General features: G+C 67.1%; 13 protein-coding genes. 7 read left to right on the top strand and 6 right to left on the bottom strand.

Annotated elements, in window-relative coordinates; translation table 11 throughout:
- The first annotated feature begins 7 nt into the window (after nucleotides 1–7).
- Both N536_RS41735 and N536_RS0125925 read left to right on the top strand, forming a co-directional pair.
- The gene (locus tag N536_RS41735; protein ID WP_231514633.1) at nucleotides 8–1,489 is read left to right on the top strand and encodes an ABC transporter permease subunit; all 1,482 of its coding nucleotides are present in this window, start codon (nucleotides 8–10) and stop codon (nucleotides 1,487–1,489) included.
- Nucleotides 1,486–2,250: an amino acid ABC transporter ATP-binding protein gene (locus tag N536_RS0125925; RefSeq protein WP_029116292.1), complete on the top strand. Its 765-nt coding sequence runs from the start codon at nucleotides 1,486–1,488 to the stop codon at nucleotides 2,248–2,250. The genes N536_RS41735 and N536_RS0125925 overlap by 4 nt, the downstream gene beginning before the upstream one ends.
- A 3-nt stretch (nucleotides 2,251–2,253) precedes the next feature.
- Here N536_RS0125925 and N536_RS0125920 read toward each other — a convergent pair whose 3' ends face one another.
- The 3 genes from N536_RS0125920 to tgt all read right to left on the bottom strand — a co-directional run bounded on the left by N536_RS0125920 (nucleotide 2,254) and on the right by tgt (nucleotide 6,168).
- Nucleotides 2,254–3,573, bottom strand: a complete 1,320-nt coding sequence (locus N536_RS0125920) for an acetyl-CoA hydrolase/transferase family protein (protein WP_029116291.1) — start codon at nucleotides 3,571–3,573, stop codon at nucleotides 2,254–2,256.
- Nucleotides 3,573–4,778 carry a saccharopine dehydrogenase family protein gene (locus N536_RS0125915; protein WP_029116290.1) on the bottom strand — a complete coding sequence of 402 codons (1,206 nt, stop codon included), beginning with the start codon at nucleotides 4,776–4,778 and terminating at the stop codon, nucleotides 3,573–3,575. Before N536_RS0125915 ends, N536_RS0125920 begins: the two co-directional genes overlap by 1 nt.
- 142 nt (nucleotides 4,779–4,920) lie before the next feature.
- Nucleotides 4,921–6,168 (bottom strand): tRNA guanosine(34) transglycosylase Tgt, encoded by a 1,248-nt coding sequence (gene tgt / locus N536_RS0125910; RefSeq protein WP_029116289.1) that lies wholly within the window; start codon nucleotides 6,166–6,168, stop codon nucleotides 4,921–4,923.
- A gap of 19 nt (nucleotides 6,169–6,187) precedes the next feature.
- Between tgt and N536_RS0125905 the strand changes: the two genes are divergently transcribed.
- Nucleotides 6,188–6,622, top strand: coding sequence for a lipoprotein LpqH (locus N536_RS0125905; RefSeq protein ID WP_051574769.1), 435 nt, complete (start codon nucleotides 6,188–6,190; stop codon nucleotides 6,620–6,622).
- Here N536_RS0125905 and N536_RS0125900 read toward each other — a convergent pair.
- Nucleotides 6,619–7,530 (bottom strand): haloalkane dehalogenase, encoded by a 912-nt coding sequence (locus tag N536_RS0125900; RefSeq protein ID WP_029116287.1) that lies wholly within the window; start codon nucleotides 7,528–7,530, stop codon nucleotides 6,619–6,621. The genes N536_RS0125905 and N536_RS0125900 overlap by 4 nt on opposite strands.
- A gap of 202 nt (nucleotides 7,531–7,732) precedes the next feature.
- Between N536_RS0125900 and N536_RS0125895 the strand changes: the two genes are divergently transcribed.
- The 3 genes from N536_RS0125895 (at nucleotide 7,733) to N536_RS0125885 (ending at nucleotide 10,379) form a co-directional block, all read left to right on the top strand.
- Nucleotides 7,733–8,230, top strand: coding sequence for a lipoprotein LpqH (locus tag N536_RS0125895; protein WP_029116286.1), 498 nt, complete (start codon nucleotides 7,733–7,735; stop codon nucleotides 8,228–8,230).
- Nucleotides 8,231–8,412: 182 nt separating this feature from the next.
- Nucleotides 8,413–9,876, top strand: coding sequence for a PE-PPE domain-containing protein (locus tag N536_RS39435; RefSeq protein ID WP_051574768.1), 1,464 nt, complete (start codon nucleotides 8,413–8,415; stop codon nucleotides 9,874–9,876).
- A gap of 23 nt (nucleotides 9,877–9,899) precedes the next feature.
- Nucleotides 9,900–10,379 (top strand): GNAT family N-acetyltransferase, encoded by a 480-nt coding sequence (locus N536_RS0125885; protein ID WP_029116285.1) that lies wholly within the window; start codon nucleotides 9,900–9,902, stop codon nucleotides 10,377–10,379.
- Here N536_RS0125885 and cmaA1 read toward each other — a convergent pair.
- Both cmaA1 and N536_RS0125875 read right to left on the bottom strand, forming a co-directional pair.
- A complete protein-coding gene (cmaA1, locus tag N536_RS0125880; protein ID WP_029116284.1) occupies nucleotides 10,363–11,244 on the bottom strand; it encodes a cyclopropane mycolic acid synthase CmaA1 in 882 nt (293 codons plus the stop codon). The genes N536_RS0125885 and cmaA1 overlap by 17 nt on opposite strands.
- A 41-nt stretch (nucleotides 11,245–11,285) precedes the next feature.
- A complete protein-coding gene (locus tag N536_RS0125875) occupies nucleotides 11,286–11,705 on the bottom strand; it encodes a MarR family winged helix-turn-helix transcriptional regulator (RefSeq protein ID WP_029116283.1) in 420 nt (139 codons plus the stop codon).
- 51 nt (nucleotides 11,706–11,756) lie between these two features.
- Here N536_RS0125875 and N536_RS0125870 point away from each other — a divergent pair, with 51 nt between their 5' ends.
- A complete protein-coding gene (locus N536_RS0125870) occupies nucleotides 11,757–12,383 on the top strand; it encodes a TIGR03086 family metal-binding protein (RefSeq protein ID WP_029116282.1) in 627 nt (208 codons plus the stop codon).
- Nucleotides 12,384–12,385: the final 2 nt, after the last annotated feature.

Genomic DNA, 12,385 nt, shown 5'->3' with positions numbered 1-12,385 from the left:
TGCCGCGGTGACCTCCTACCTTCGTCGAGCGCTGCTCGCGGTGATCCTGCTGGCGACGGTGCTTGCCGCCGCGGCGTGCGGGGCGCCCGATTCGAACAAGGCGGACCGCATCCAGTCCGCCGGCGTGCTGCGCGTCGGCACCGAAGGCGTCTACGCCCCGTTCAGCTACCACGACGAGAGCGGCCAATTGGTCGGCTACGACGTCGACGTCGCGAAGGCGGTGGGTGACAAGCTCGGCGTCAAAGTTGAATTCGTTGAGACGCCGTGGGATTCGATGTTCGCGGCGCTGGAGGCCAACCGGTTCGACATCGTGGCCAACCAGGTCACCATCAACGCCGAACGCAAGGCGAAGTACGACCTGTCCGACCCGTACGCGATCGGCCAGGGCGTCATCGTCACCCGCGCGGATGACGACTCGATCAAGTCGCTCGCCGACCTGAAGGGCAAGGTCGCAGCGGAGAACCCCACCAGCAACTGGGCCGAGCTGGCGCGCGCGAACGGTGCCCGCGTCGAGTCCGTCGACGGCTTCGCCCAGGCCATCAAGCTGCTCAACCAGAGCAGGGTGGACGTCGTCGTCAACGACAGCATCGCGGTCTACCAGTACCTCGCCGAGACCGGTGACAAGTCGGTCAAGATCGCCGCGCAGACCGACGAGAAGAGCGAACAGGGCTTCGCCGCTCGCAAGGACAGCGGGCTGCTGCCGGAGCTCAACAAGGCGCTCAAGGATCTGAGCGACGACGGCACGCTGCCCAAGATCTCGGAAAGGTACTTGAAGGCCAACGTCTCTGGCGCGCCCGCCGCGTCGCAATCGCAAGATGTGCAACCACGTTCGACCTGGAAGCTCATCGCCGACAACCTGTGGCCGTTGGCGAAGGCCGCGATCACCGTCACCATCCCGCTGACGATCATCAGCTTCGTGATCGGCCTGGTGATCGCGCTCGGCGTCGCGCTGGCCCGGCTGTCGAAGCAGGTGGTGGTCTCGAACCTCGCGCGGTTCTACATCTCCCTGATCCGCGGCACGCCGCTGCTGGTGCAACTGTTCATCGTGTTCTTCGCGCTGCCCGAGTTCGGTATTCGGATCGACCCGTTCCCCGCGGCGATCATCGCGTTCAGCCTCAACGTCGGTGGCTACGCCGCCGAGATCATCCGGTCGTCGATCCAGAGCATCCCGAAGGGCCAGTGGGAGGCCGCGGAGACGATCGGGTTCAACTACGCCGGTGCGCTGCGCCGCATCATCCTTCCCCAGGCGACGCGGGTCGCCGTTCCGCCGTTGTCGAACACCTTGATCTCACTGGTCAAGGACACGTCGTTGGCGTCGACGATTCTGGTGACCGAGTTGTTCCGCACCGCCCAGAACGTCGCGGCGCCGACGTTCGAGTTCTTCGCGCTGTACGGCACTGCCGCCGTGTACTACTGGGTGATCTGCCTGGTGCTCTCGTTCGGCCAGAGTCGTCTCGAACGCCGACTGGAAAGGTACGTGGCTCGATGACCGAAGAACCCGAATACCGGGTCACCGCCGAGGGCGTCGAGAAGGCGTTCGGCGACAACAAGGTGCTCAAGGGCGTCTCGTTCACCGTCGAGCGGGGAACGGCGACCACCATCATCGGACCGTCGGGATCCGGCAAGACGACGTTGTTGCGTGCACTCAACGCGCTCGACAGGCCCGACGCCGGAGTGATCCGGGTCGACGACATCGAGCTGGACTTCTCCAAGCCGGTGCCGAAACCCGAAGTGCGCCGGTTCCAATCGCGCAGCGGCTTCGTGTTCCAGGGACACAACCTGTTTCCCCACAAGACGGTGCTGCAGAACGTCACCGAGGGTCCCGTGATCGTGCAGAAGCGCCCGAAGGAGGAAGCGGAGGCCGAGGCCCTGGAACTGCTGCGCCAAGTCGGGCTGGCCGAGAAGCGCGACCAATACCCGTATCAGTTGTCCGGCGGCCAGCAACAGCGCGTCGGCATCGCGCGGGCACTGGCACTGCGCCCCAAGGTCGTTTTGTTCGACGAGCCGACCTCAGCGCTGGATCCCGAGCTCGTCGGTGAGGTGCTGGCGGTGATCCGCGACCTGGCCCTCGAAGGCTGGACACTCGTGATCGTCACGCACGAGATCCAGTTCGCCAGACAGGTTTCCAATCAGGTGCTGTTCACCGATCAGGGCGTCATCCTCGAACGTGGCACGCCCGACGAGGTCATCGGCGACCCCAAGGAAGAGCGCACGCGGCAGTTCCTGCAGCGCATCCTCAACCCGCTCTAGCGCCTACGCGACGGGTGAGCGGCCCTTCGCGGCGCGTTCGGCGGCCGCCAGCAACTCGTCGCGGAACTGCGGGTGCGCGATGGCCGCGAGCGCCTCGCCACGCTCGCGGACGGTCTTGCCCTCGAGTTGCGCGGCGCCGTATTCGGTCACGATCACGTCGACCTGGTGCCGCGGCGTCGTGATGACAGCGCCGGGGCCGAACCACGGCACGATACGCGATTGCAGCACACCGTCTTTCGCAAACGTCGATGGCAGGCAGATCAACGAGCGGTCCGACAGTTCGAGGCCGGCGCCCGCCACGAAGTCCTCCGCGCCGCCGATCCCGCTGAACTGGTCGCCGGTGATCGTGTCGGCGACGACCTGGCCCTGAACGTCGACCGCGAGCGCGCCGTTGATCGTGACCATGTTTCGGTTGGCGCCGATCACCTCGGGTGCGTTGACGATTTCGACGGGTAGGAACGCGACGTCGGAGTTGCCGCCCAGCCAGGCGTAGAGCTCCGCCGAGCCGAACGCGAACGTCGTCACGCTGACGCCGTCGTACTGGCCCTTGCAGGCGTTGGTCACCTTGCCTGCGAGGTGCAGCTGCATGCAGCCGTCGGTGAACATCTCGCTGTGCAGGCCGTAGTCGCCGCCGTCGCCTTCGGCCAGCAGCGCGGCGATCTGGCTGGGAATCGAGCCGATCCCGGTCTGCAATGTCGCGCCGGACGGGATGAACTCGACGGCGTGCCGAGCGATCGCCGTATCGACGTCGGTAGGCGGCGTTCCGCCGCCGGGCAGCGCGAGCGGCGCATCGGTCGAGCGCACCAGGACGTCGATCTCGTCGACGTGCAGCGCATGGCGGTACTCGCCAAGTCCTGACGTTCGCGGGTACGCCTCCGAAACCTCCACGACGAGCAGTCGTTCGGGATCCGCTCCCGCGCAGCGTATTTCGGCGACGGTGCCGCCGGCGTGCAGCGACAGGGAGCACCAGCCGTCGGCATCGGGCGGCGTCGCGACGGTCGTCATCACGCGCGGCGCCTGCTGCTCGAGCAGCGGTCCGAAGCGTCGAAAGTCGGCGGGCGCGAATTCGATGTCCGCGCCCATGTCGCGCAGCGCCCGCTCGAGCGGACCGTAGAAGCCGGACAGGTAGTGCACACCGGTGCGCGAGAACAGTTCGGTGCCGACGGCGAGCAGCGCGCCGTACACGTGCAGCTCGGTCCAGTCGTGGCGCTGACCGAGCGCGCGCAGGAACGCCGGTGGCTGGCCGGGACCGAGCGGCATGCCCAACGTATCGGCAGTCCGCAGCAGCGCCGCGGCCTGCTCGGCGGTGAGTTCCTCTGGCATCAAAGTTCCTTCTGGCCCCACGGCGAGCCGTACGCGGTCAGCAGCTCCAGGAACGGCACCGAGTCGAACGCCTCCGGGCCGAGCACGCCACTGCCGCTCCACGAGCCGTTGGCCAGAAGCTCCAGCGCCACAACGGGATTGATGGCGGTCTGCCACACCACGCATTGGTGGCCGTACTCCGACATCGACCATTGGTTGTCGACGACGTGGTACAGGTACGTCGAACGCGGGTTGCCGTCCTTGCCGGTGCCCGTCACCCACAGCCCGGCGCAGGTCTTGCCGTGCATCTTCGGCCCGAGCGTCGCGGGATTGGGCAGGCAGGCGGCGACGACGTCGCGCGGGCTCACCTCGGCGCCACCGACTTTCACCGTGTCGGTACGGTCGAGGCCCAGCTTGTGCAGCGTCTTGAGCACGTCGATGAACTCCTCGCCGAGCCCGTACTTGAACGTCGCGCGCTTGCACTTCACCCAGCGCGGCATCAACAGCACTTCCTCGTGTTCCACGTTGACGCACTCGACCGGTCCGATGCCTTCGGGGAAGTCGAAGACCTCCGGCTCACTGAACGGTTCGGTGACGAACCACCCGCGGTCGGCCTCCCAGATCACCGGCGGGTTCAGGCATTCCTCGATGGTGGTCCAGATGGAGAAGGACGGTGCGAAGTCGTAGCCGTCGACGGTGAGGTTGGCGCCGTCGCGGGTGCCGAGCTCGTCGATCGCGGAGAACAGGTGGTCGGAGGCGTAGCGGGCGAAGACGTCGGACAGGCCTGGTTCCACGCCGATGCCGACCAGCGCGAGCCGCCCCGCGGCCGTCCACTGCTCCTCGGCGGCGAACTGCTCGTCGCCAAGCTTCACGCCGGTGAGTTCGTACGGCTTGTCCGGGTGTCGGTGCGACAGGCTCATCGCCATGTCGAGATAGTCGGCGCCGCCCGCCAACGCGCCCTTGAAGATCGGCATCACGAACCGCGGATCGACGGCGTTCATGACGTGCGTGATGCGATGTTGATCAACCACTGCCGCGACGTCGTCAGCCCAGGTCGCGTCGACCCGCGCGGCAGAGAAGCGGGCATCACCGACGGCGTCGACGGCCTCCTTGGCGCGCGCCTCGTCGTAGTCGCTGACGACGATCTCCTCGAAGAAGTCCCGCCGCGCCGCGATGGCGCAGAACGCCGACCCGACGCCGCCCGCGCCGACCAACAGAATTCGCATGCAGTGAACCTACGCGGCGGCCCGATCGCCGCACACAGAATCGCCTAGCACCCCTTCCCCCCGCCGACACTGCTGGGAGATCGCAATTTCGCGCGATTTTGCGATCTGACAGCGGTCTCGGCGAAGAGGGAGGGAGGGGCGTTTAACAGGGTGCCGGCGTCGATCCGTAATAGCGCCCGAGAACGTCGTCGCGCAGCTCGTCGAAGTCACCGTCGAGGATCGCCGCGCGGATCCGGTCGACGAGACGGATCACGAACCGCTCGTTGTGGATGGTGCACAGCGTGGACGACAGCATTTCCTTCGCCTTGAACAGGTGATGGAGGTAGGCACGCGTGTAGTGCGCACAGGTGTAGCAGTCACATTCGGCGTCAATCGGCGTGAAGTCCCGCCGGTACCGGGCACCGGTGATGTTGTAGCGACCCGTCGCCGAATACACCGCGGCATTGCGCGCCACCCGCGACGGTGACACGCAGTCGAACGTGTCGGCGCCCGCCGCGATCGCGGCGAAGAGATCGTCCGGTTCGCTGATGCCGAGCAGGTGGCGAGGCTTGTCGTCGGGCAGTTCGTCGGTGACCCAGCCGACGATGGTCGCGAGGTTCTGCTTCTCCAGCGCCCCGCCGATGCCGTAGCCGTCGAAACCGCGGCCCTCGTCGTCGACGATCTCGGTGAGCCCGCGCGCCGCCTGCCGTCGCAGGTCCTCGTACTGGGCGCCCTGCACCACCCCGAACAGCGCCTGGTCCGGCTTGTCGTGGCGCACGATGCTGAGGCGCCGGTGTTCGGCGAGGCACCGCACCGCCCATTCGTGCGTGCGTTGCACCGACTGCTCCTGATACCCGCGCGTGTTCACCAACGTGGTCAGCTCGTCGAACGCGAAGATGATGTCCGCGCCGAGCTGGTGTTGGATGCCGATGGAGACTTCCGGGGTGAACCGGTGGGTCGAACCGTTCAGATGCGACCGGAACGTCACGCCGTCGTCGTCGACGTGAGCCAGGCGTTCCTTGCCCTCGGCGATCACGTCGTCGGCCTGGACGCGCTCGGTGTCCATTGCCAGCACCTTGCGGAAACCCGCGCCAAGCGACAGCACCTGAAAGCCGCCGCTGTCGGTGAAGGTGGGTCCTTGCCAGTTCATGAACGCGCCAAGGCCGCCTGCCGCGTCGACGACGTCAGGCCCGGGTTGCAGATACAGGTGGTAGGCATTGGCCAGAACCGCTTGTGCGCCAAGGGCCTTCATCGTCTCCGGCAATACCGCCTTAACGGTGCCGTGGGTGCCGACGGCGATGAACGCCGGAGTGCGGATGTCACCGTGCGGGGTGTGGATGACGCCGACTCGTCCCGACCGTCCTGGCAATTCGGCCTCAACCTCGAAGAACTGCCTGGAATATCCGTTCACCGCTGTAGATTCTCACACCATGCGCATCGTGCTGACCGCCGCGGCTTTCGCCCTGCTTGCGGTGGCCGGCTGCTCATCATCGCCGCCGCCCGCGCAACCGAAGCCGGGCACCCTGGTGGCCGGCTCCGCCGAGGTCACCGTCAACGACGCCAAGGCGGGCACCACCGACGCGGTCGCCTGCACCGCCGCGGGGTCACTGACCACCATCACGACCGGCAATGCCGAATCGGGTTCGACGGCGATGGTGTCCAACAAGGACGCGCTCACCGTCGAATCGGTCAGCATCCACAACCTGGGCGGCTTCACGGGCAGCTACAACGCGGGGCTCGGCGGCGAGGCGAAGGTCACCATGACCGGACGCACCTATTCCATCGAAGGCACCGCCGACGGATTCGCCACCGATCAGCCGAGTTTCCGCACCAACGGCAGCTTCCTGATCAAGGTCGCCTGCTAACTCGTCGCCGCCAGGAACCGCACGATCGCCTCCGCGAGATCCTCACCGGCGTCCTCCTGGAGGAAGTGGCCGGCATTCTCGATGCTCGTGTGCTCGACGCCCTGCGCGCCGCGCACCTGACTGCGCAGGATCGGTGCCATCGCACCGGTGATGGGGTCACCGTCACTGAATGCCACCAGCATCGGTGTTTCGCTGTGGGACAACGTCTCCCACGCCGCCCGGTTCGGCGCCGACGCGGGGTCGTCGGGTGCCGTGGGCACCAGTCCGGGCATCGCCCGCGGGCCCGCACAGTACGAGTCGTCGGGGAACGGGGCGTCGTAACCGGCGCGGACGGCGTCGCTCATGGGACGGACACAGCCGGCCTGGACGAACCTGCCGACCTCGATCTCTGGCATTCCCTGGATGGCCTTGCGGAACTGCCACCAGATGTCGGGCATCGGGAAGTCGCCCGTGGGCAACCCCGTATTGGCGACGACGATCCGCGCGAACCTGTCCGGGTTCTCCGCCGCCAGGCGCAGCCCGATCAGGCCACCCCAGTCCTGCCCCACCAACGTCACGCGGTTCAGGTCGAGGACATCGAACGCGACCGCGCGCATCCACTCGACGTGCCGCGCATAGGTGTGGTCGGAGATCTCGGTCGGCTTGTCCGACCGGCCGAAACCCACCAGATCCGGGCAGATCACCCGATGGCCGGCGGCCGCGACGATCGGGATCATCTTGCGGTACAGGAACGACCAGGACGGTTCGCCGTGCAGCATCAGCACCGGATCCGCATCGGCGGGACCGTGCTCCACCCATGCCACGCGCAGACGACCACCGTCGGCGTCGTCGACCTCGCAATACTCAGGGCGGTAAGGGAAGTCGACCAGTTCGTCGAACCGCTCATCGGGCGTGCGCACGGTTTGCATGCCCGCGAACATACCGTTCGCCGGGTCGCCGCCAAGGCACGATGACCGCGTTTGCGATGTGCTGCGGTTGACCGACTGCCGTCGGCGTGCCGATGTCCCGGCGAACAATTAACGCAAACCCATGACCAGGGCCGACGCGCGGGCCATAGTACTCAGGACGATCGGTGATCTTGACTGGTCGCGATTACCAAAAGGAGAAGTCGTGAAACGTGGGTTGCTCGTCGCAGTAGGAGGTGCGGCGATCCTGATCGCCAGCCTGTCTGGCTGTTCATCGGACGACAAGAAGTCATCGTCGAGCTCGTCCAGCTCGGCGAGTTCGAGCGCCGCCTCGGAGACGGGATCGGCGAGCGCGACTGCGGCACCCGGCAGTGGCACCAAGGTCACGATCGACGGCGCGGACCAGGACGTCAAGGGCACAGTCGTGTGCGCGGCGATGGGCGGCAACATGAACATCGCCATCGGCGACGCGGGCACCGGCATCGCCGCCGTCGTCAGCGAGGGCGACGCACCCAAGGTCACCTCGGTGGGCCTTGGCAACGTCAACGGCGTGACGCTGGCCGTCGGCCCCGGCGCGGGTGACGCCACCGCCGAGAAGAGCGGCAGCACCTACAAGATCACCGGCAACGCCACGGGTATCGACATGGCCAACCCCATGGCCCCCGTGACCAAGCCGTTCACGATCGAGGTCACCTGCCCCTAGTTCGGGTGCTCTGAGAGCAAGTAGAAGCGGCGGCGTCCCCAACGGGGGCGCCGCCGTTGTCGTCTGCAGCTAACGAGTGGCAGATACCGACGGCGACGCTCATTTCGATCCGCGACATGCCTGCTCCGCGATAGTGTCGCCAGCACGCGCGTAGGCGCGCCACTGGGATCAAGGGAGCACCCATGGCAAATCACCGGATTCCGAAGAAGCGCAGGGCCCGCAAGGCGGCTCTGGCCTGTGCGGCCGCGGCGGGAATCTCCAGTTCGCTGGTCCTCGGACACGCCACCAACACCACCGCAGCCAACTTTCTGGTGGAGCTGAGCAACACCGTGATCGGGGCGGGCGGCCGGGATGACCCGGCCAGTGTGCGGGTCCCCGCCAAGCTGAACAACACGGTCGTGCCGGACGGCTTCGGTTATTACGGGGTGCCATACCCGGCCACCATCAACCTCCAAGCCAGCCGGGACGTCGGGGTGCCGATCATGCACACCGCCATCAGTGACAGGTCCGACGAGGCCCAGCTGATCGTCGTCAGCTATTCGGAGGGCACCCTGATCGCCGAACGGGTGCGCAGGGACCTGCAGGCCCTCGATGAGGCAGACGCGCCGCTGCCCTCCCAACTCAGCTTCCAGCAGATCGCCTCACCGTTCGCGGGCAACGGCGGCCTGTATGCGCGGTTCCCCGGTATCGGGATCCCCGGCATCACCGACGCGATGGGCGTCGGACAGGCCACTCGCTACGACACCGAATACGACGTGCTGATGTACGACCCGTACGGCGACTTCCCCGCCTACTTCAATCCGCTGTCGCTCGCCAACTCCTTGCTGGCCGTCCGCTACGGCCATCCCGATGCGTATTACGACGAGCTCGTTCCAGGAACCAGCCCGGCCTACGTGACGACCGTGCACAACACCGCCGGTGGCACCGACACCTACGTCCTCTACTACAACCCGCACCTGCCGCTCCTCGCACCGGTACGCGAACTCGCGGGAGTCCTCTTCCTGACACCGCTCACCGAACCCGTCCTCGGCGCCGTCGAACCGCTGCTGCGGCTGATCGTCGACATGGGCTACACCGATCGGGTCAACGCCAATCCCGCTACCCCGACACCGTTCTCGTTCATCACCCCGCCCGCGAAGATCCTCGAGGCACTGGCCGGCGTGCCCGGTGCATTGACGCAAGGGGCGACGAACCTGACGAACGGCGGGCAAGGCCCCACCGCTCTCCCCGACCCCCTCGGCAACCTGGTTCCGGTGGCGCCGCACGCCGCCGACACCGGCAGCCCCAGCGCGGCACGACTCGCGGCCGTCCCGGACGCCGAGCCGGTGCAGGCGGCCGAACCCGAGCCCGAGGTCAAGGCCACTCCGTCCTCGAAGGCGCCAACCGCCACGTCGACCCCCACTGCCAACCCGGCCGGTGATGGGCTGCATCCCACGCTGACGTCGGACGGCAACAAGGTCACCCCCGGTGAGAAGACGGATGCGACTCCCAACGCGACCGGCACCGGCACTGGCACTGGCACTGGCACTGGCACTGGCACGACCACCACGACGACGTCCACCACGACCACCACCGATCCCACGCCCACCGACGCCGACCCCGCCGACGGTGAGCATTCCGGGGACACGACGGCCAACGCTGCATAGTCCCGCCGATTAGGCTCGCCGGAATGGACGAGCCCGTACTGCGTGGTGCGACGAAGGACGACGTCGACGCCATCGAAGGGCTCGCCAAGGACGCGTTCGGCAAGTACGTCGAGCGCATCGGACGGCCACCCGCCCCGATGGTCGCGGATTACGCGGCACTGCTGCGTGAGTCGCGCATCTGGGTGATCGAAGAACGAGACGCCATTGTCGCGATGCTCGTCACCCAGCACCACGGGGACCATCTGCTGCTGGAGACCATCGCCGTCGCGTCCGACGCGCAGGGCAGCGGACACGGGCGGCGCCTGCTGCAGCGGGCCGAACGCGACGCCACCGAGCAGGGCCTGACCGAGGTGCGGCTGTGCACCAACGAGGCCATGACCGAGAACCTGGTGTTCTACCCACGGCACGGCTACCGCGAGACGCGGCGCGGGATCGAGGACGGCTACCGGCGGGTGTTCTTCGTCAAGAACCTCGCCGAATCGAGCGCTACTTCTCCAGCGTGAACTGGTTGACGTCGATGTAGCCGACGCGGAACATGTCGGCACATCCGGTCAGGTACCGCATGTACCGGTCGTACATCTCCTGTGACTGGATCGCGACGGCCTGGTCGTGGTTGGCCTCCAGCGCCGCCGCCCAGTGGTCGAGTGTCTTGGCGTAGTGGGGTTGCAGCGACTGGACTCTGGTCACCCGGAAGCCGCCGGCCGTCGCGCGCTCCTGCACCATCGGTATCGACGGCAGCCGTCCGCCCGGGAAGATCTCGGTCAGCATGAACTTGAGGAACCGCGCGAACTCGAAAGTCAGCGGCAATCCCCTTTCGCGCATCTCGTCGGGATGCAACCCGGTGATGCTGTGCAGCAACATGATTCCGTCGTCGGGCAGCACGCCGTGGGCCATCTTGAAGAACGCGTCGTAGCGTTCGTGCCCGAAGTGCTCGAAGGCACCGATGCTGACGATGCGGTCGACGGGCTCGCTGAACTGCTCCCAACCCTCCAGCAGGATCCGCTTGGAGCGGGGGCTGTCCGATTTCGCGAACGCCGCCTCGACGTGCTCGGCCTGGTTCTTGCTCAGGGTGAGGCCGACGACGTTGACGTCGTAGCGCTCGATGGCCCGCAGCATGGTGGCGCCCCAGCCGCACCCGACGTCGAGCAGCGTCATGCCGGGCTGTAGGCCGAGCTTGCCAAGCGCCAGGTCGATCTTCGCGATCTGCGCCTCCTCGAGCGTCATGTCGTCACGCTCGAAGTACGCGCAGCTGTAGGTCTGCGTCGGGTCCAGGAATAGCCGGTAGAAGTCGTCGGAGATGTCGTAGTGGGCCTGGATGTCGTCGAAGTGCGGGGCCAGGTCGTCTTTGCCGCTGGGTCGCTTGGGCATGGTGACAGGATGCCAGGCCAACTCCGCTGGCAACCGGGCGGTCAGCCGGGCTGGTCGGTCAGCCGTTCGAGGGCGCGCAGGAAGGCCGCGCGCTCACGGGGCGACAACACGCCAAGCCAGCGCTCCTCACCGCGCTGGATCTTTGCCTGCACCGCATCCTTGACCTTGCGACCCGCGTCGGTGACGGCGAGCAGCCGGACCCGGCGGTCATCCGGGTCGGGGTAGCGCTCGATGTAGCCCTGCTCCTGCAGTTCGTCGAGGATCGGGATGATGCGCGTCTTGTCCGCGCCGATCGCCTCCGCGAGGGCGGCCTGGGTGCGGACCGGGGACTGGTCGAGCGCGACGAGCACGCTGTAGCCCCACATGGACAGCCCGTGCTCGTCCAGCACCGGGCGCTCGGCCGCGATCAGCTGCCGGATCAGCGGCGCGAGCATCGCCGCCAAGTCGCTTCGCCGGGTCATCGCACGATGCTAAACCTGGACATATCGTACGCATCTGCTTACGATCTACACATGACTACTATTTCGGACGTTCGCCCCTTCCACCGCACCGCGGTGCAGACATCCGTCGACCTGGTCTCGGCGGTCACCGTCGACGACCTGCGTCGGCCGACCCCCTGCGCCGGTTGGGATCTCGGCGACCTACTCGCCCACATGACGGTGCAGCATCACGGCTTCGCCGCGGCCGCGCGGGGCAAGGGCGCCGATCCGGCAGTGTGGGACGTCGCAACGGTCAGCGACGCCGTCTCCCGCGATCCGGCGGGTGCCTATGCCGCGGCGGCGGACGACGTGCTCGAGGCCTTCGCCGCGGAAGGCGTCCTCGACGCGTCGTTCGCGCTGCCCGAATTCGGGCCGGGCGCAACGGCTCCCGGCGCGACGGCCATCGGGTTTCACTTCGTCGACTACGTCGTGCACTCCTGGGATGTCGCCCGCACCATCGGCGCACCACTCGACCTGCCGGAGGACGTGCTCACCGCTGTACTGCCGATCGTCCTCGCGGTTCCCGACGGGGAGTTCCGCACGGCCGAGGGTTCGCCGTTCCGGCGCGCCATCGAAGCCGACGAGTCCGCGACCGTCTTGGACCGAATCCTGTTGCACCTCGGTCGTTCTCCCGCATGGGAGCCGACGTCGGTCGGGTGAGC

It is taken from the genome of Mycobacterium sp. URHB0044 (assembly GCF_000620625.1).
Taxonomy (GTDB): domain Bacteria; phylum Actinomycetota; class Actinomycetes; order Mycobacteriales; family Mycobacteriaceae; genus Mycobacterium.
This window is presented reverse-complemented; position numbering and strand designations above follow the sequence as displayed.

Coding starts and splice junctions, on each gene's coding strand:
- N536_RS0125920 (WP_029116291.1), bottom strand. CDS start 3,573: ATGCCAGAGGAACTCACCGCCGAGCAGGCCGCGGCGCTGCTGCGGACT.
- N536_RS0125900 (WP_029116287.1), bottom strand. CDS start 7,530: ATGCAAACCGTGCGCACGCCCGATGAGCGGTTCGACGAACTGGTCGAC.
- N536_RS0125905 (WP_051574769.1), top strand. CDS start 6,188: ATGCGCATCGTGCTGACCGCCGCGGCTTTCGCCCTGCTTGCGGTGGCC.
- N536_RS0125925 (WP_029116292.1), top strand. CDS start 1,486: ATGACCGAAGAACCCGAATACCGGGTCACCGCCGAGGGCGTCGAGAAG.
- N536_RS0125870 (WP_029116282.1), top strand. CDS start 11,757: ATGACTACTATTTCGGACGTTCGCCCCTTCCACCGCACCGCGGTGCAG.
- N536_RS39435 (WP_051574768.1), top strand. CDS start 8,413: ATGGCAAATCACCGGATTCCGAAGAAGCGCAGGGCCCGCAAGGCGGCT.
- N536_RS0125915 (WP_029116290.1), bottom strand. CDS start 4,778: ATGCGAATTCTGTTGGTCGGCGCGGGCGGCGTCGGGTCGGCGTTCTGC.
- N536_RS0125885 (WP_029116285.1), top strand. CDS start 9,900: ATGGACGAGCCCGTACTGCGTGGTGCGACGAAGGACGACGTCGACGCC.
- N536_RS0125875 (WP_029116283.1), bottom strand. CDS start 11,705: ATGACCCGGCGAAGCGACTTGGCGGCGATGCTCGCGCCGCTGATCCGG.
- cmaA1 (WP_029116284.1), bottom strand. CDS start 11,244: ATGCCCAAGCGACCCAGCGGCAAAGACGACCTGGCCCCGCACTTCGAC.